This window comes from Streptomyces sp. NPDC037271 (assembly GCF_055603605.1).
The window spans coordinates 249,694-266,891 of record NZ_JBVJVN010000007.1; the positions used below are offsets into that span (position 1 = coordinate 249,694).

The window sequence follows — 17,198 nt, forward strand, 5'->3', positions numbered from 1 at the left end:
GGTGGGGGAGGTGGGGGGGGGGAGGGCGGGGGGGTGCTAGGTTTGGGGCCGGGGGGAAAGCAGGGGGACATGGGCGGGGGGGGTCGCCGGTTGGTGGCCGTGGTGCGCCTGGGGGCCCCGGGCGCCCGCGCGCCGGGCGCGGACGGGCCCCCACCGCGGACGCCGGGGGACCCCGGAACCCGCTGCCCGTCCCCCGGGGCGGGTCTTTCGCCGCCTGGTGTGTGCCGACGATGCCGGGGCATCCGGAGTCCGGGAGGGGAGGTCCACATGAACGCACATGGCAACGCACAGGGCATGGCACGCACCGGCCGCAACCGGGCCCGGCGGGCGGCGAACGGGTCGACCGCCGAGACAGCGGCACGGGCCGGGCTCACCGCTCGCGGTGTGATCTACCTGCTGGTCGGCATCCTGGCCCTGCAGATCGCCTTCGGCACCGGAGAGCGGCAGGCGGACCGGGGCGGCGCCCTGGCCGAGCTGTCGGACAGGCCGTTCGGCGCCGTCCTGCTGTGGGCGCTGGGTCTCGGGCTCGTCGGCATGGCGCTGTGGCGGCTCTCCGAGGCGCTGTTCGGCGTCACGGGGAAGGACGGCCGCACGGCCAGGAAGCGCCTGCCGGCCGCCGCCCGCTGTGTGTTCTACGCGTTCGTCGCCTACTCCGTACTGGCCTTCGCGACCGGTACCGGGGGCAGCGGTTCCAGCGACCGGCAGTCCCGGGACGTCACGGCCAGAGTGATGGAGATGCCCGGCGGGCGGTGGCTGGTGGGCGTGGCCGGCATCGCGATCGTCGTCGCCGGAGTGGTGATCGGCGTGCAGGCACTGCGCCGCGGCTATCACAAGAAGCTGAAGCTCGGTGCCCTGAGCCCCCGGGCCCGGCGGCTGGTCGACGTCACCGGCGTCGGCGGCGGGACGGCCCGCGGCGTCGTCTTCGCCGCGGCGGGCGCCTTCGCCGTGCGGGCCGCCGTCGACTACGAACCCGACAGGGCGAAGGGGCTCGACGACACCCTCCGCTCCTTCGCCGACACCCCGCTCGGCCCCTGGCTCCTGGTCTGCGTCGCCGCGGGTCTGGTGCTCTTCGGTGTCTTCTCCTTCGCCCTCGCACGCTGGCGCCGCGTCTGAGCCGCGCCGCACGGGGAACCCGGGTCGAATGAACGAACACGAGATTCCTCCGCCGGACGGACGTCCCGTGGACGTCTACCTCGACCTCCTGCGCATCCGCATGGAGACCGACGACTACCAGCTGCTGCTCAGCGTGGTGGAACCCGTCCTCCAGGCGATCGACGAGCACCAGATGCCCACCATCGACTTCTCCCTGGACGGGGACAACGCCGAGGCGCTGCCCCAGGAGATCAGGGACGAGGCCGCCCTGGTCATAGCCACCGCGGTCACGGGCCGGCTGGACAACGAGGTCGTCGAGATCAGGACCGACGAGACCGGCCCGGTCCGGGTCGTCACCGACGCGGTCACCGCCTCCGATCCCGAACGCCTCGGCGAGATAGCCGACTACCTCAAGGAACGCCACCGGCAGAACGAGGAACTGCGCGGCATCGCCGAGGCGAGCGGTCTGCCCAGCGACTTCTGACCGTCACCGGCCCGGACCGCCACGCCGCCGACCGTCACGCCGCCGCCCTTCAACCGCCGCCGACCGTCACCGCGCCGGCGTCCTGACCGGCACTGCCAGCGGCCGGGCGAGGCCCACCACCGCCTCGTCCAGGCGCTCCAGGTGCCGCAGTACCCGGCCGGTGATGCGGCCGTAGCGCGGCACCCCGGCGGCGTCCGGTTCCAGCAGCGAGGCGATGCTCGGCCCGGTCTCCACCTCGGTCCGAGCGTCCTCGTCGGCGACGTGCGCGGCGATCGCCTCGATGTTGCGCACCGTACGCCGCACCGCCCCGCGCAGCCGCGGGTCGGCCGCGATCGAGGGGTGGGTGGGCAGCAGCTCGGCCGTCGCGGCGAGGGACCGCGCGTGGTAGGCGCAGGTCTCCAGCAGCGCCACCACGTACTGGGCGGTGTCGCGCCGGGCCCGCAGCGGCGTGATCGGATGGGTCAGCGGCTGGGTGGCGGCCCGCAGATCCCCCAGCGCCTGGTCCAGTTCCCGCGCCGTGTCCAGCAGATCGGCCGCCGCCCCGCCACTGAGCTGGTCGACGGCGCCCTCGGTGACGTCGGTGAGCCGTTCCAGCACCGTGCCGAGCAGTTCGTTCGTACGGCGGTCGGTCCGTATCGGCAGCACCAGCGCCGCCGCGACGATCCCGCAGGCCGCGCCGAGTGCCGTCTCCTCCAGGCGCAGCAGCAGCACCGACAGGCTGTAGGTGTGCAGCAGGGTGTACAGCAGCCCCAGCATCGCGGTGACGAAGAACGACATCAGCGTGTACGACAGCGGTGCCGTGTAGAACATCGCGAAGATGAACAGCAGCACCAGTCCGAACGCGATCCAGGTGTGGCCGCCCACCACGCCCGCCAGCACGATGCCGGCCACCACGCCGAGCATCGTGCCGAGCACGCGGCGGTAGCCCTTCACGAGGATCTCGCCGGTGGAGGCCGTGTTCAGGAAGACGATCCAGCACGCGAGCACCGCCCAGTACCAGCGCTCGGCGGAGAGGAACTCCCCGCCCAGGATGGCCAGCGACGACCCGACCGCCACCTGCACCGCGGCGCGCGTCGTGGGCCGGCGAAGCCCGGTCGGCTCCTCCTTCTCAGAGGTCTCCTCACCGGCGTCGATGGCGGCGTCCTCGGCGTCCAGTTCCTCCCGGGAACGGGTCGTCGCGGGCGTGTCGTCCGACTCGTCCTGCGGCCCGTCCAGGGCGATCCTGAGGCCCATCACCGCGCGCGCCGTCTCACCCAGGCCGCGGAACACGTCCTGCACCGCCGGTGTCGCCTCGGGCAGGTTCTCCTCGTCGCGGTAGCCGAGGAGCCGGTTGCGCAGATGGGAGAGCGCGGTCCCGCGCGCCTCGGAGGGCGGCCGCAGCACCAGCGTGCGCAGCGCCCCGAGATCGCGGCGCAGGAGCTCCGTCGCCTCGCCGGGCGCCGGTGAACTGCCCACCGAGGGGGCGGGCGCGCCGGGCAGGTGCAGGGTCAGCGTGTCCGCCCGCTCGGCGCTGCGCGCGGTCAGCAGCAGCAGGCCCAGCCGCTCGGCGGCGATCTCGGCGTCCGCGATGCGCCGCTGCACCAGACGGGCCGTGGACTCGTCCGGAGTGCCCTCCTCCAGCCGGGACTGGATCATCAATGCCGTCTCGTGCAGGCGTGCGGTGCCGTCGCGCAGGTGCTCGAGCGTCTTCTCGATCGCGTCCGGGCCGGCGTCCAGCAGTTCGGTCTGCGTGGCGATCAGCTGGGCCAGCCGGGCGCGGAAGGCCTGCCGCAGCCGCTGGAGCACGCCCGCCGGTGTCTCCGGTACCACCGCGAAGCGGACCACCGCGCTGCACACGAACGCCACCGCGATGGCTCCCAGCAGCTCCGGCAGCACCGACACCTGCGCGCCGACGAACAGGGAGACGAAGTAGACCTGGAAGCCGATCAGCCCGAGCGCGGTGCCCCGGTCGCCGAACCGGCGGACGAAGACGGCACAGAAGATCAGGACGACGAAGAAGGCGTCACCGATGACGACCCGCGAGGTGAGCAGCGAGCTGACCGACACCGAGGCCAGGGCGACGGGCAGCCCCAGCGCCAGGGTGACGGCCTGCGCGCCCAGCTCCTTCTCCCGGATGGCGAACGTGGCGACCATCGCGGTCATGGCGCCCGCCACCAGATGGGTGACGTCCGCACCGAACACGGCGAGCACCGCCAGCGCCAGCGCGATGGCGCCCACCGTCCGCAGCCCCGCCGTCAACCGCAGCAGCCCGGGGTCGGACGCGGCGACGCGGTCCCGCAGCCGTGTCCGCGCCGAGCGCCCCGCTGCCTTCACGCCGCCGTACACTCTCCCGATTCACGCCTGCTTCACGACCGGTCCCCGGCCGGTTCGCGCCGAGATCCACTTCTCAGCATGTCATGCCGCGAACCGGCCGGGGCCGCGGGGTCACAGCTCCGCCCGGCCCGCCTCCTTGACCCGCTCCCGCACCTGCTCCGGCGTCAGATAGGCGTCGGTGTACTCGAAGTCCTTCAGCTTTGCGGGTTTGCGGGCCTGGAAACCGGTGCGTACGAAATCGTCGCCGGCGACCGCGTTGAGCGTCCAGTTGGCCGCCACCCGGGCCTTGGCCACACCCGTGCGCAGCGCCGACCAGTGGTAGCCGCGGGCCACGGCCTGGGCGGGCAGGCCCTTCAGCTCGACGCCCAGCGGCTTGGAGACCGCGTCCTTGCCGCCGAGGTCGACGACGAGACCCAGGTCCTTGTGGACGTACGGCCGCATCGGCTGGTTGCGCAGGGTGGCGATGAGGTTCTCGGCGACGTGCCGGCCCTGCCGCATGGCGTGCTGGGCGGTGGGCGGGCAGACGGCGCCCTCCTGGCCCTTGGCGAGGTCCGGCACGGCGGCACAGTCGCCGAGTGCGAACACCCCGTCGTGGTTCGGCAGGCACATCTCGGCGGTGACCGCGAGCCGCCCCTTGACCGTCTCCGCGCCGAGCGTGGCCATGAGCGGGCTCGCCACCACCCCGGCGGTCCAGATCAGCGTGCGGGTGGGCACCACCCGGCCGTCCGTGAAGGTGACCTCCTCGGGTCCGGCCTTGTCGATGGACACGCCCAGGGAGATCTCGATGCCCCGACGCGTCAGGACTTCCTGCGCGTCGCGTCCGAGCTTCTCGCCCAGCTCGGGCATCAGCTTCGGGGCGATGTCGATCAGATGCCACTTGATCAGACTCGGGTCGAGCCGGTTGTAGCGCTTGACGGCCGCGTGCGTCAGCCGCTGCAGACAGGCCGCGGTCTCGGTGCCCGCGTAACCGCCGCCGACCACCACGAACTGCAGCCGGGAGGCGCGCTCCGCCGGGTCCTGACTGGCGTCGGCGAGGTCCAGCTGCGAGATGACGTGGTCACGGATGTACGCGGCCTCCGCCAGCGTCTTCATGCCGAACGCGTTGTCGGTGAGCCCCGGGATGTCGAAGGTGCGGGTGACGCTGCCGGGGGCCAGCACGATGTAGTCGTACGGCTCGTTGACGATCTGGTCGGTGATGGTGCGCACCACGCAGACCTTCGCCTGGAGGTCCACGCCGATGGCGCCGCCCGGGATGATCCGGGTCCGGTACTTGCTGCTGCGGCGCAGGGAGAGCGCGATCGACTGGGGCGTGAGCACCCCGGAGGCGACCTGGGGCAGCAGCGGCAGGTAGAGCTGATAGGAGAACGGCGTCACCAGGGTGACGTCCGCCTCGTTCGGGGAGAGCCTCCGCTCCAGACGACGGACGCACTCCACGCCGGCGAAACCTGCGCCGACCACCAGGATCCTGGGTCGTGTCACGGTGTTCATCCCTTTCTGCGGCTCCAGGCGGTCTGCCGCGAACGCCATTCGCCTGCCCCTGGATCGCTGCTTCGCACCTCGTCGATCCCACCGCGTCCGCGCCGGTTCGGCCAGCCGGGCCGGGCGGGCGGGCGACACGTCCTGATCACCACCATGCCCCGCCGGGGCCCGGAGCGCACCGGGTGGGAGTGAACGGCCCGGAACTTTCCCGTGGGGGAGCGGTGCCGCCGGGTCAGCCGGAGCCGCGGAGGTGGCAGAGCAGCAGGCACACGTCGTCGTCCCGCTCGGAGTCGCTGAGCAGGGGGCGCAGGATCCCGTCCGCCGAGCCTTCCAGGTCCGCCTCCAGCTCCGCCGGGCCGAACGACCCGAGCGCCTCCGTCAGCCGCGCGATGCCCGGGTCTATGCCCCGGGCGCGGCGCTCCACCAGGCCGTCCGTGTACAGGGCGAGCGTCGAACCCGGCGCCAGCGGCACCGTGTGGTCGGCGATCTCCTGCTTCAGCGGGATGCCGAGCATCGCACCCGGTTTGGCGTCCAGGGTCCGGACCCGCCCGTCCGGGGTACGCAGCACCGGCGGCGGATGGCCGGCGGCGGCCCACGTCAGCGTGGGGTCGTCGGGGTGGAAGCGGGCGATGACGGCGGTGGCGAAGAGGTCGGGCTGGAGGTGGTGCAGGAAGGTGTGCAGCCGGGTCAGGAGCCGGCCGGGGCTGCCGCCGTCGACGGCGTAGGCGCGCAGCGCGGTGCGCAGCTGGCTCATCATCACGGCCGCGCGCAGTCCGTGCCCGGTCACGTCGCCGACCACGGCGATGACACCGCCGTCGGGCTGGCGGAAGGCGTCGTACCAGTCGCCGCCGATGTTCAGCCCGTGGGTGGCGGGCAGGTAACGCGCGGCCAGGGCGAGTCCCGGCGGCGCGGGCAGTTCCGTCAGCAGGGCCCGCTGGAGGGTCTCGGCGATGTCGCGGTTGTGCTGGTAGCGCTGGGCGTGATCGATCGCGGTGCTGGCCCGCCGGGTCAGCTCGATCAGCATCACGGCGTCGTCGGGATCCCAGCGCTCCCCGGGCGGGGACAGGGTCACCACGCCCAGGGGCGCCTGCCGCGTCGGCAGTGGAATGCACAGCAGGGCCCGGTCCGGGGACAGCGCCGACGGCGGCTGGTCGTCGACACCGGGCAGGCAGCCGGGGTGCGGAGCGGCGTACTGGGGCCGGCCGGTGCGGGCGGCGACCACGGCGGCGGCCGCGTGCGCGGGGCCCGGCCGGTCGCCGTCCTGGTCGAAGAGCCAGACGTCGACGCTCGCGGCGTACTCGGGCACCAGCAGCTCGGGCAGGCGGCGCACGATCTCGTGGTGGTCGAGCGACGCCGTCAGCACCGCGCTCGCGTCCGCGAGGAACGTCAGTCTGCGACGGGCGTTCTCCGCCTCCGTACGCGCCTTGCGCTCGGCGGCGAACGCCTCCCGCTGGGCCCGCCCGGCGGCGTCCAGCTCGGCGTGCAGCGCCACGACCCCCTGGTTCGTCTGGTGCAGCTCCTCCCGGTGGAAGTCGACCAGGGCCTCCTGCTCGGCGAGCCTGTCCAGTACCAGCGCCGTGTCCTCGTCGGCCCCCAGCAGGGCCTCCGCAGAGGCGGCCGGGTCGTCCGCCGAGACATCGGCCTCCGTGTCCGGCACCGCCTCGGGGCAGGGCACCGTGATCCGCCACGGCGGCTGGCCGGCGGCGGCGGCGTCCCGCGACGGCGTCAGCACGGCGTGCAGCACCCCGTCCCCCGCCTCCGGCGTGGCGCGGGAGACCGTCCCCGCCTCCAGGGTGAGCCGCCAGGTACCGCCCTTGGCCAGGCACAGCCGCAGCTGCGCGCCGAGCGAGGCCACCAGCCGCGCCCGCTCCAGAGGCGGCACACCGTAGGCCGTGGCCAGGCGTGCGGTGGTGATGCGTGCCCGTGCCGCGTCGGTGATGTCGGTGATCTCCCAGGTGCGGGTCATGGGCGGTCCAGCGAGGTCGGGACCGGGCCGGCGGAGGTGGTGCCGTCCCGGGTGGGGCGGGTGGGGCGACTGGTGTGCGGGGCCGCCGGCAGGGCGTCTTCGAGGGGTGGCACGCCGCGGGTGGCGGCCGGGCATGCGGTGGTGATGCGTGCCCGTGCCGCGTCGGTGATGCCGGTGATCTCCCGGGTGCGGGTCATGGGCCGTCCGGCGGGGACGGGGCCAGTACGGCCACGGCGGTGTCGTCCCGTACCGGGCGGGCCGAACTGCTGGCGTCGCGGACCGTCACGGCGGCCGTCACCGCCGGGTCGGCCGCCGTGCGGCAGGTGTCGGGGGCCGGGGTCCAGCGGCTCGGCAGACCGTCGCTGTGCAGGACCAGCACCCGGTCGTCCGTCCAGGCCGTCTCCTCCTCGCGCAGGGTCGTGGGCCGGTGGGTGCCGACGATGCCGGGCCGGGACAGCAGGTGTCGCCAGGTGCCGCCCTCGCACAGCCGTGCCCCGATGTTGCCGACGCCCGCGAACCTCAGCACCGCGGCACGCGTGTCGACCTGCGCCACCGCGACGGCCGCGCCGCGGGTCCCGGTCAACGCCGTGTCGAGCCGCCGCAGCGCCTCCGCGGGAGTGAGGTGGGCCGAACCGCGCAGGGCCTCCACGGCGGCGGTCGACGCGCGGGCCGCCTCCGGCCCGTGGCCCAGCCCGTCGGCCAGCATCAGCGTGACCCGGTCCCCGGCCCTGACCCAGGCCCAGGCGTCACCCGAGTAGTCGGCCCCGCCGAAGGGGACGTTCACCGCGCCGGCCCGTACCCCGGCCGCCGGTCCCGGTTCCGCGGCACGGCCGCCGGGTACGGCGCCGACCCGGGCGACCACCACAGTGCCCCGGCCCGGGACGCTGTGCAGGTCGAAGTCGTCGGCGAGGCGCGCGCAGGTGCCGAGACCGGCGCCGAGGGAGCGCGTCGTGCTGAAACCGTCGCGCAGGGCGGCGGACACGTCGGCGATCCCGGGACCGTGGTCGACCGTGACGACCTGCACCTGCCGGGTCTCGGCCCGGTCGGCCGTGAGAACGGCGGGAGCGACGACGTCGATGAGGACCTCGCCGCCCCCGGCGTGCTTGAGCAGGTTGGTGGCCAGCTCGGTCGCCACCAGCGCCGCGGTGGCGGTGTGCTGATCGTCCAGCCCGGCCAGGGCCGCCGCGTGCTCCGCGGCCACCCGGGCGTCGCGCACCCGGGTCGAGTCGTGCACCGGGACATCCCACACGCGCGGCATCAGGACTCCTCACGCGGGCGGGGCGCCCGGCCCACCCAGGAGGTCACCCGCACGGTGGTGCCGGCCCCCGGGACGCTCTCGATCGCGAACTCGTGCACCAGGCGGCGCGCGCCGCCCAGCCCCATGCCCAGTCCGCCCCCCGAGGTGAAGCCGTCACTGAGCGCCTGCTCCAGGTCCGCGATGCCCGGTCCCTCGTCGCTGAAGGTCAGCCGCAGTCCCTGCGCGCCCCCCTCGCTGAGAGGCTCCGTCTCCATCGTTCCGCCGCCGCCGTACACGAGCGTGTTGCGGGCCAGTTCGCTGGCCGCCGTGACCAGCTTCGTCTGGTCCACCAGACCGAAGCCGAGCTGAGCGGCCGCCTGCCGCACGTGCTGACGTACCCACACCAGATCCATGTCCGAACGGATCGGCAGGCGGGCCTGGGCGCCCGCGGCAGTGTGCATCACGGACTCTCCTGGCGCAGGCCGCCGAAGTGGGAGGACGGGGCGTGCCGTGTCAACAGCTCGAGGGCCACCCCGGTACTGAGCGCGGTGTGCACCCTCGGCAGCGTCAGGCCCAGCTCCACCAGGGTGATGGCGACCGCCGGCCGCATGCCGACGATCACGGTGCGCGCGGCCAGCAGCTCGGTCTGCCCGGCGATCTCGGCCAGTACCCGGCCGAGGAAGGAGTCGACGATCTCCACCCCGGAGACGTCGATGATCACACCGGTGGCCCCGCTGTGGGAGATGGTCTCGGCGAGGTCCTGCTGAAGCTGCTGCGCCGTGCTGTCGTGCAGGTCGCCCTGGAGGGTGACCAGCAGCACCTCGCCGAGCCGGAGGACCGGAACATGACCCGTCACGGGACCCGGGTGGGGCCCCGGGAATGCCTGGCTCACCGCGTGACCGGACCGTTCGTGACGGGGTTCACGATGCCGACCCCGAGCTGGTGCAGCACGTACCCCAGCGCGTCGGCGAGGCTCGCCCGGGTAACCACGGTACCCAGGTCCAGGCCGAGGTGGACCATGGTCTGCGCGATCGCGGGCCGGATGCCGGAGACGATGCACTCGGCCCCCATCAGCCGGGCCGCCGCGACCGTCTTCATCAGGTGCTGGGCCACCAGCGAGTCGACGGTCGGGACCCCGGTGATGTCCAGGATCGCGTACCGCGCCTGCTGTTCGACGATGGACTCCAGCAGGGTCTCCATGACGACCTGGCTGCGGGCGCTGTCGAGCGTTCCGATGAGCGGAACGGCCACGATGCCGTCCCACAGCTTGATGACGGGAGTGGCCACCTCCAGCAACTGCAGCCGCTGGCGGTCGATGAGCGCCTGTCCCTCGCTGAGCGCCGTCTGCATGACCACGACCCGCAGCGTGCCCATCAGCACACTCAGCGTGGTGACACAGTCCCGGGCGTGCTCGGCGGAGGCGTCCGGCAGGTCGGCCACGAGCAGGTTCTCGACCGGCGGGCGCAGGGCGGCCAGCTCGCTCGACACCTGGGCGGTGCTCAGTCCGGCCCGGGAGCGGGCCGCGCCCATCCGTGCCAACTGCTCGCGCACCGTCGTGAATCCGGCGGCGTCCGGGTCCTCCACCCGTGCCGCGTCCGCGACTTGGGCCAGCGCGTCCACCACGGCCTTGCCCGCCTCGACCGCCTCGTCGCGCGAGACGGTGAACACGGCCCGGAACAAGGGTTCGTCCGCCCATCGCTGGGCGATCTGCTCACGGCGGCGCCGCAGAAAGTCCCTGACCTCGTCCGTCGGCGATCCCGCTGTTCCCAACGCCTGTTCCGGCACCTGTTCCACTCCTCATCCGCATTGCGCCGCACACCACCCAGGAGGCGACGTGACGGCGACGTGAGTCTGCCGGGCGACCACTGTAACCATCCGCCGACCTCGTACGACACCTGCTCCCGCGTGAACGCTCCGGATGAGCGCCGGGGAGGAGGAGATCTCAGGCGTCCGGGACCTGCGGGCCCGCGGGCTGTGCGTCGACGCGGGAGAGCGCCTCGTCGACGCTCTCGGAGACCGGCACGGTGATGCTCACCCCCGTCAGGTCCAGGACGCGCCGGACCGCGGGGGCGGGCGAGATGATGTGCACGCTGCCCGGCAGCTCCCGGGCCTCCTGATAGACCCGCAGGATGATGTTCATGCCCGACGAGTCCATGAACGGGACCTCCGACAGGTCCAGCAGGAAGTGCCGTCGGCCGTGGTGGAGTTGGTTGGCCAGATGGTGCTGGAACTCGGTCGCGGTGTCGACGTCCAGGTACCCCTCCACCCTGAGCAGCGCGACCTCCTCCCGGGGCAGCGTCACCTCGACGGACAGCGGGTTCTGGGCTATGGGCACGGATACCTCCAACAATGCGGCCGGGCGGTGGCGTGTCGTGTACCACCGCGCCCGGCGGTTACCCCCGAATCCGGTCACCACACCTGTCCGGCCCGGGCACCGTCCGTCACCCGACGCGGATACCCACGAGGCACGTGTCGTCGTCCGTGTCCGACCTGCTGTAGGTGAGCAGCCGGTCCAGGTGCTGGTCGAGGGTGTGGGGTGTCGGACGGACGGTCCTCAGCAGCTGGGCCAGCGCCTCCTCCACCGAGCGGTCGCGGCGTTCGATCAGCCCGTCGGTGTACATCAGCAGCGTGTCCTCGCCGGCCAGCTGCACTTCGTCCTCCTCGTACGCCGCCTCGGCCACCGCGCCCAGCAGCATGCCCTTGAGCAGCGGCAGCGGCTCGGCCCGGGAGCCCCGGACCAGCACCGGCGGCAGATGGCCCGCCCTGGCCCAGCGCAGCGTGCGCCGGGCCGGGTCGTACAGGCCGCACACCGCCGTGGCCGTGACCCCGCCCGTCAGGTGGTGCGCCACGATGTTGAGCCACGACAGCAGCTGGCCCGGCCCGGCACCGGTCACCGCCAGTCCGCGCAGCGCGTTGCGCAGGACCACCATGCTGGTCGCCGCCTCTATGCCGTGCCCGGCCACGTCCCCCACGCACAGCAGCACCCGCCGGTTCGGCAGCATCACGGCGTCGTACCAGTCGCCTCCCACGAGCTGTTCGGTCTCCGCGGGCCGGTACCGGACGGCCACCTGGAGGTCCGGAACCCTGAGCGGGGTCTGGGCGGGCGGCATGATGGCGTGCTGCAACTGCAGGGTCAGCCGATTGCGTTCGATGGCCTGCTGCTCGGTGTGCGCCAGCTGGTCGCGCGTCGCCGCGAGCGCCACCTCGGTCCAGTGCTGCGCCGAGATGTCCTGGTAGGCCCCCCGTACGACGAGCAGGCGGTCGTCGGCGTCCAGGACCGGTTCGGCCACCACCCGGACGTGCCGGGTCACCCCGTCGGGCCGCTGCAGCCGGAACGCCGCCGACGCCGGCCGCCGGTGGTGCAGCAGCGTGCGCAGGAACCGGCCGATGGTGACCGCGTCGTCCGGGTGGGCGTGGGCGGTCAGCTCCTCGAGCGGCACCGGCGTACTCGTCCGCGGACGCCCGTACAGGTCGAACAGCTGTCCGTTCCAGGTGATCTCGCCGGTCAGCAGGTTCTCCTCGAAGCCGCCGATGCGGCCGAGGCGCTGGGCGTGCTGGAGGAGGCTGGCCAGCCGGGCCGTCTCGTCCTCGATGCGCCAGATCAGCAGGACGGCGTTGCCGTGTCGGCTGATGCTGATGTCCGCGACCGCCGAGAGCGGCACCTGGTCCACCAGCGCGGTGAGGTTGATGTGCCGGGCCCGGAAGGGCTCGCCGGTGGCGTACACCCGCTCCACGTTCTGGAACAGCTCGCTGTCCCCGGCGGCCATCGGGTACGCCTCCAGCAGGAGCGCGCCGCCCACGACGGCCCGCGGCCGTCCGGCGGGGTCCAGGAAGCTCTTGTTCACGTGCTGGATGCGGAAGTCCGCCAGGTGCCCGGCGGCGTCCAGGTGCGGCACCAGGACCAGGGCGGGGTCGTACAGGCCGTCGGCCAGGTCCATCAGCTCCACCGCGTCCGGCATGACCCGCGGCTCCTGTCCGGCGCCGTGCGGTGGCGTGTACGACTCCAGGGTGTGCGCGCACAGCTCCGCCAGGGCCTCCACCTGGCGCACCACCTGCGGCGGCTGCGGGGCCAGCGGCGCCGGCCAGACGATCTCCAGCACGCCGTGGATACGGCCCCCGGTGCCGGCGGGCACGGCGACCCTGCCGCCGTCCGGGTACTGGTGCCGGCCCACGCTGGGCAGCCCGGTTTCGGCCAGGGAGGTGAACCACTGGCCCGTGCGCTCGGTCAGCCCGCACCGGGCCACCGTCGTCACGTCCGGCGGCACGTAGCGCCAGCGGGTGGCCTCGGCCTCGGAGAACCCCGCGCTGCCGGCCAGCGTGAGCGATCCGTCGTACCCGGCCGCCCAGATGGCCACGGCGACCGCGCCCAGCGGACGCAGCGCCTGCTCCAGCAGGGCGTCGGCGACGGCCTGGGTGTCGCCGGCCGCCAGCGCACCGCTCTCGGCCGCCCGCAGGCGCACGGCGGCCGAGCCGGCCCCCGCCTCCCCGCTGTCCGCGCTGTCCTCGGCGTCCGCGCTCCGCACGGCGGCGGTGGCCGCGAGGAACGCGTCCGTCACCTCCGACATCCGGTCCCGGGCGGCCTGGTTGATGACGTCGACCGCGAACTCCAGGGGCGTGACCTGGGACTGCTCGGCCAGCTCGGCGAGCTGCCGGGCGGCCTGCGCCGGACCGCACCCGAGCCGTGCGACCAGGATGCCCTTGGCGAGCTCGATCAGCGCCCGGCCCTCGGCCTCGGCCTGGGCGGCCCGCACCTCGCGGCTGAGCCGGTCCACCGTGGCCGCCAGTCTGCCCACCGGCGACAGCGGGGTCATCCCGCGCAGACCTGCGCCCGGCCCGTCGACCGCGCAGGACCGCGGTGGCCCGGACGCCGGGGGCGGCGCGGCGGACGCGTCCCGCGGGGCGCCGCCGGCCGGCTCGGGCGGCTGCTCGGATTCGCTCACGACGGGGACACTCCTCGGCTGGAGACCGCCGCGGACCGCAGCGGGACACGCCGCGCACCGCCCGGCCCACCGGTGTACGGGACGGGAGCCGGTGCGCTCATGCCGGCAGCCACCGTCGGACGCAGGCGATGAGGTCCTGGGTGTCGACGGGCTTGGTGACGTAGTCGCTGGCGCCCGAGGCGAGGCTCTTCTCCCGGTCGCCGGGCATCGCCTTCGCCGTGACCGCGATGATCGGCAGCTCGGCGTACCGCGGCATCCGCCGGATCTCGGCCGTCGCCGTGTAGCCGTCCATCTCCGGCATCATCACGTCCATCAGGACGAGTGCGACCTCCGGGTGGTCCACGAGCGTCTCGATGCCCCGGCGCCCGTTCTCCGCGTGCAGGACCCGGAAACCGTGGAGCTCCAGGATCCCGCTGAGCGCGAAGAGGTTGCGCGCGTCGTCGTCGACGACGAGGACGGTGCGCCCGGCCGGCGAGTCGTCCACGGCGTCCGGGGCCAGGTGCTGCGGCTCCTCGGTCCGGACCAGGGAGAGTACGTCCCCGGGTTCCTCGGCGGCCAGGTGCAGGGCGATGCGCTCCCGCAGTTCGTCGAGGCTGGACAGGAACTCCAGCGCCCCGCCCCGAGCGCCGGAGCGCAGGCTCTCCTCCAGCGCGGCGTCCGTCCGGTGACCGCTGTGCACGAGCACCGGCACGCTCGCCAGCGCCGAGTCGCCCCGCAGGGCCTCAAGGAAGCGGGACGCCTCGGCGTCCGGCATGCCCAGCTCCAGCACGACGCAGTGGCACGGCTCGGCCGCCAGCGCACCGGCGGCCTCCTGTGCCCCCACGGCCGTGATGACGTCGAGCGGCGGCCGATCGCCCGCGTCGTCCCGCCCGTGCGTCAGGTCGGCGATCACGCTCTCCGCGACGAGGGTCAGCAGACCGCGCGGACGCTCCTCCACGACGAGCAGCCGACGCGGGCGCTGCCGGTGGCCGCCCGTGAACTCGGGTGCCGGCGCCGGGCGGGCGAGGACGTCGGCGGCCGACTGGGCCGGGGCGTGCTCCGCGCCCCGCTCGAGCAGCTCCTCGAAGTCGGGCCGGGCCACCGGCAGGAACAGCGTGAACGTGCTGCCCCGGTCGGGCGTGCTGTCCACGGTGACGGCGCCGCCGAGCAGCTGGGCGATCTCCCGGGTGATGGACAGGCCGAGCCCGGTGCCGCCGTACTTGCGGCTCGTCGTGCCGTCCGCCTGCTGGAAGGCGCCGAAGACCGACTCCAGGTTCTGCTCGGGGATGCCGATGCCCGTGTCCTTCACCCGGAAGGCCACCACGGCACCGCCCCGGATCACCCCTCTGGGCACCTCCTCGTCCGGTGCCGGTTCGACGGCCAGTTCCACCCGGCCCCGCTCGGTGAACTTCACCGCGTTGGACAGCAGGTTGCGCAGCACCTGACGCAGCCGGGAGTCGTCGGTCAGCAGGTCCGCCGGCGCCCCGGGCGCCGTCGTCACCGCGAACTCCAGGCCCTTCTGCGTCGTCATGGGCCGGAACGTCGCCTCGACGTACTCGATGAGCTGCCGCAGGGTCACGCGCTCGGGGGAGACGTCCATCTTCCCGGCCTCGACCTTCGACAGGTCCAGGATGTCGTTGATCAGCTGGAGCAGGTCCGAGCCCGCGGAGTGGATGATGCCCGCGTACTCGACCTGCTTCGGGGTGAGGTTGCGCGACGGGTTCTGGGCGAGCAGCTGGGCGAGGATGAGCAGGCTGTTGAGCGGGGTGCGCAGTTCGTGGCTCATGTTGGCCAGGAACTCCGACTTGTACTTCGAGGCCAGCGACAGCTGCTGGGCGCGGGCCTCCAGCTCCTGCCGCGCCTGCTCGATCTGCAGGTTCTTCGCCTCGATGTCCCGGTTCTGGGTCGCCAGCAGGGACGCCTTGTCCCCCAGCTCGGCGTTGGAGCGCTGCAGTTCCTCCTGCTGCACCTGGAGCTCCGCCGAGCGTGCCTGGAGCTCCGCGGTCAGGCGCTGCGACTCGGCGAGGAGCTCGTCGGTACGGGCGTTGGCCACGATCGTGTTGACGTTGACGCCGATGGTCTCCATCAGCATGTCCAGGAAGTCCCGGTGGACCTGCGTGAACGCGGTCACCGACGCCAGCTCGATCACGCCGAGGACCTGCCCCTCGACCACGATGGGCACCAGCACCAGAGCGGCCGGCACCACCTCGCCGAGCCCGGAGGAGATGGTCACGTAGCCCGGTGGCAGCTCGTCCACCACGATGGTGCGCCGGCTGCGCGCGGCCTGGCCGACCAGGGTGCGGCCGAAGGCGATGCGGGTGGGCCTGCCCGCGTCGCCGGGGTAGCCGTAGGAGCCGACCAGTCGCAGCTCGGGCCCCTCGTCGCCGTCCTCGGCGAGGTAGAACGCGCCGTACTGGGCCGACACCAGCGGCACCAGCTCGTCCATGATCAACTCGGCGACCACGGGCAGGTCCCGGTGCCCCTGCATCAGGCCGGAGATCCGGGCGAGGTTGCTCTTGAGCCAGTCCTGCTCCTGGTTGGCCCGCGTGGTCTCGCGCAGGGACTCCACCATGGAGTTGATGTTGTCCTTGAGCTCGGCGACCTCGCCGGACGCCTCCACGTTGATGGAACGGGTCAGATCGCCCTCGGCCACGGCGGAGGTCACCCCGGCGATCGCGCGGACCTGGCGGGTGAGGTTGCCGGCCAGCTCGTTGACGTTCTCCGTGAGGCGCTTCCAGGTGCCGGAGACGCCCTCCACCTCGGCCTGGCCGCCGAGCCGGCCTTCGGTGCCGACCTCGCGGGCCACGCGGGTGACCTCGTCGGCGAAGGCGGAGAGCTGGTCGACCATCGTGTTGATCGTCGTCTTGAGCTCCAGGATCTCGCCGCGCGCGTCGACGTCGATCTTCTTCGACAGGTCGCCCCGGGCCACCGCGGTCGTCACCAGCGCGATGTTGCGCACCTGGCCGGTGAGGTTGTTGGCCATGGAGTTGACGTTGTCGGTGAGGTCCTTCCAGGTCCCGGCGACGTTCGGCACGTGCGCCTGGCCGCCGAGCCGGCCTTCGGTGCCGACCTCGCGGGCCACGCGGGTGACCTCGTCGGCGAACGCGGAGAGCGTGTCGACCATCGTGTTGATGACGTCGGCCAGCGCCGCGACCTCGCCCTTGGCCTCGACCGTGATCCGCTGCGACAGGTCGCCGCGCGCCACGGCGGTGGCGACCTGCGTGATGGAGCGGACCTGGCCGGTGAGGTTGTTGGCCATGGAGTTGACGTTGTCGGTCAGGTCCTTCCAGGTGCCCGACACACCGCGCACCTGGGCGCGCCCGCCCAGGTTGCCCTCGGTGCCGACCTCGCGGGCGACGCGGGTGACCTCGTCGGCGAAGGCGGAGAGCTGGTCGACCATCGTGTTGATGGTGTTCTTGAGTTCGAGGATCTCGCCGCGGGCGTCCACGGTGATCTTCTGGGAGAGGTCGCCCTTGGCCACGGCGGTCGCCACCTGGGCGACGTTGCGGACCTGGCTGGTCAGGTTGCCCGCCATGAAGTTCACCGAGTCGGTGAGGTCGCGCCAGGTGCCCCGGACGCCCTGGACGTCGGCCTGGCCGCCGAGCCGCCCGTCGGTGCCGACCTCGCGGGCGACGCGGGTGACCTCGTCGGCGAAGGCGGAGAGCTGGTCGACCATCGTGTTGATGGTGTTCTTGAGTTCGAGGATCT

General features: G+C 73.2%; 13 protein-coding genes. 2 read left to right on the forward strand and 11 right to left on the reverse strand.

What is annotated here, in order from left to right:
- The first annotated feature begins 267 nt into the window (after positions 1–267).
- Both ACZ7G3_RS16070 and ACZ7G3_RS16075 read left to right on the forward strand, forming a co-directional pair.
- On the forward strand, positions 268–1,113 hold the full coding sequence (locus ACZ7G3_RS16070; RefSeq protein WP_470926100.1) for a DUF1206 domain-containing protein: 846 nt from the start codon (positions 268–270) through the stop codon (positions 1,111–1,113).
- A gap of 28 nt (positions 1,114–1,141) precedes the next feature.
- Positions 1,142–1,576, forward strand: a complete 435-nt coding sequence (locus tag ACZ7G3_RS16075) for a hypothetical protein (protein ID WP_426557757.1) — start codon at positions 1,142–1,144, stop codon at positions 1,574–1,576.
- Between the two features lie 66 nt (positions 1,577–1,642).
- Here ACZ7G3_RS16075 and ACZ7G3_RS16080 read toward each other — a convergent pair whose 3' ends face one another.
- The 11 genes from ACZ7G3_RS16080 to ACZ7G3_RS16130 form a co-directional block, all read right to left on the reverse strand.
- A complete protein-coding gene (locus tag ACZ7G3_RS16080; RefSeq protein WP_470926101.1) occupies positions 1,643–3,889 on the reverse strand; it encodes an FUSC family protein in 2,247 nt (748 codons plus the stop codon).
- Between the two features lie 111 nt (positions 3,890–4,000).
- A complete protein-coding gene (locus tag ACZ7G3_RS16085; protein WP_426601619.1) occupies positions 4,001–5,377 on the reverse strand; it encodes an NAD(P)/FAD-dependent oxidoreductase in 1,377 nt (458 codons plus the stop codon).
- 223 nt (positions 5,378–5,600) lie between these two features.
- A complete protein-coding gene (locus ACZ7G3_RS16090) occupies positions 5,601–7,334 on the reverse strand; it encodes a PP2C family protein-serine/threonine phosphatase (protein WP_470926103.1) in 1,734 nt (577 codons plus the stop codon).
- Positions 7,331–7,531 (reverse strand): hypothetical protein, encoded by a 201-nt coding sequence (locus tag ACZ7G3_RS16095; RefSeq protein WP_470926105.1) that lies wholly within the window; start codon positions 7,529–7,531, stop codon positions 7,331–7,333. Before ACZ7G3_RS16095 ends, ACZ7G3_RS16090 begins: the two co-directional genes overlap by 4 nt.
- On the reverse strand, positions 7,528–8,592 hold the full coding sequence (locus tag ACZ7G3_RS16100; protein WP_426601616.1) for an anti-sigma regulatory factor: 1,065 nt from the start codon (positions 8,590–8,592) through the stop codon (positions 7,528–7,530). Before ACZ7G3_RS16100 ends, ACZ7G3_RS16095 begins: the two co-directional genes overlap by 4 nt.
- Positions 8,592–9,032 (reverse strand): anti-sigma regulatory factor, encoded by a 441-nt coding sequence (locus ACZ7G3_RS16105; RefSeq protein ID WP_470926135.1) that lies wholly within the window; start codon positions 9,030–9,032, stop codon positions 8,592–8,594. Before ACZ7G3_RS16105 ends, ACZ7G3_RS16100 begins: the two co-directional genes overlap by 1 nt.
- Complete coding sequence (locus ACZ7G3_RS16110) at positions 9,032–9,463, reverse strand: STAS domain-containing protein (protein ID WP_470926107.1); 432 nt, start codon at positions 9,461–9,463, stop codon at positions 9,032–9,034. Before ACZ7G3_RS16110 ends, ACZ7G3_RS16105 begins: the two co-directional genes overlap by 1 nt.
- Positions 9,460–10,356 (reverse strand): STAS domain-containing protein, encoded by an 897-nt coding sequence (locus ACZ7G3_RS16115; protein ID WP_470926108.1) that lies wholly within the window; start codon positions 10,354–10,356, stop codon positions 9,460–9,462. Before ACZ7G3_RS16115 ends, ACZ7G3_RS16110 begins: the two co-directional genes overlap by 4 nt.
- 157 nt (positions 10,357–10,513) lie before the next feature.
- Positions 10,514–10,906, reverse strand: coding sequence for an STAS domain-containing protein (locus tag ACZ7G3_RS16120; RefSeq protein WP_426601612.1), 393 nt, complete (start codon positions 10,904–10,906; stop codon positions 10,514–10,516).
- A 106-nt stretch (positions 10,907–11,012) separates the two neighbouring features.
- Positions 11,013–13,511 (reverse strand): SpoIIE family protein phosphatase, encoded by a 2,499-nt coding sequence (locus ACZ7G3_RS16125; protein ID WP_470926110.1) that lies wholly within the window; start codon positions 13,509–13,511, stop codon positions 11,013–11,015.
- Between the two features lie 97 nt (positions 13,512–13,608).
- The coding region (locus ACZ7G3_RS16130; protein ID WP_470926112.1) for a HAMP domain-containing protein at positions 13,609–17,198 on the reverse strand (3,590 nt) is incomplete at its 5' end.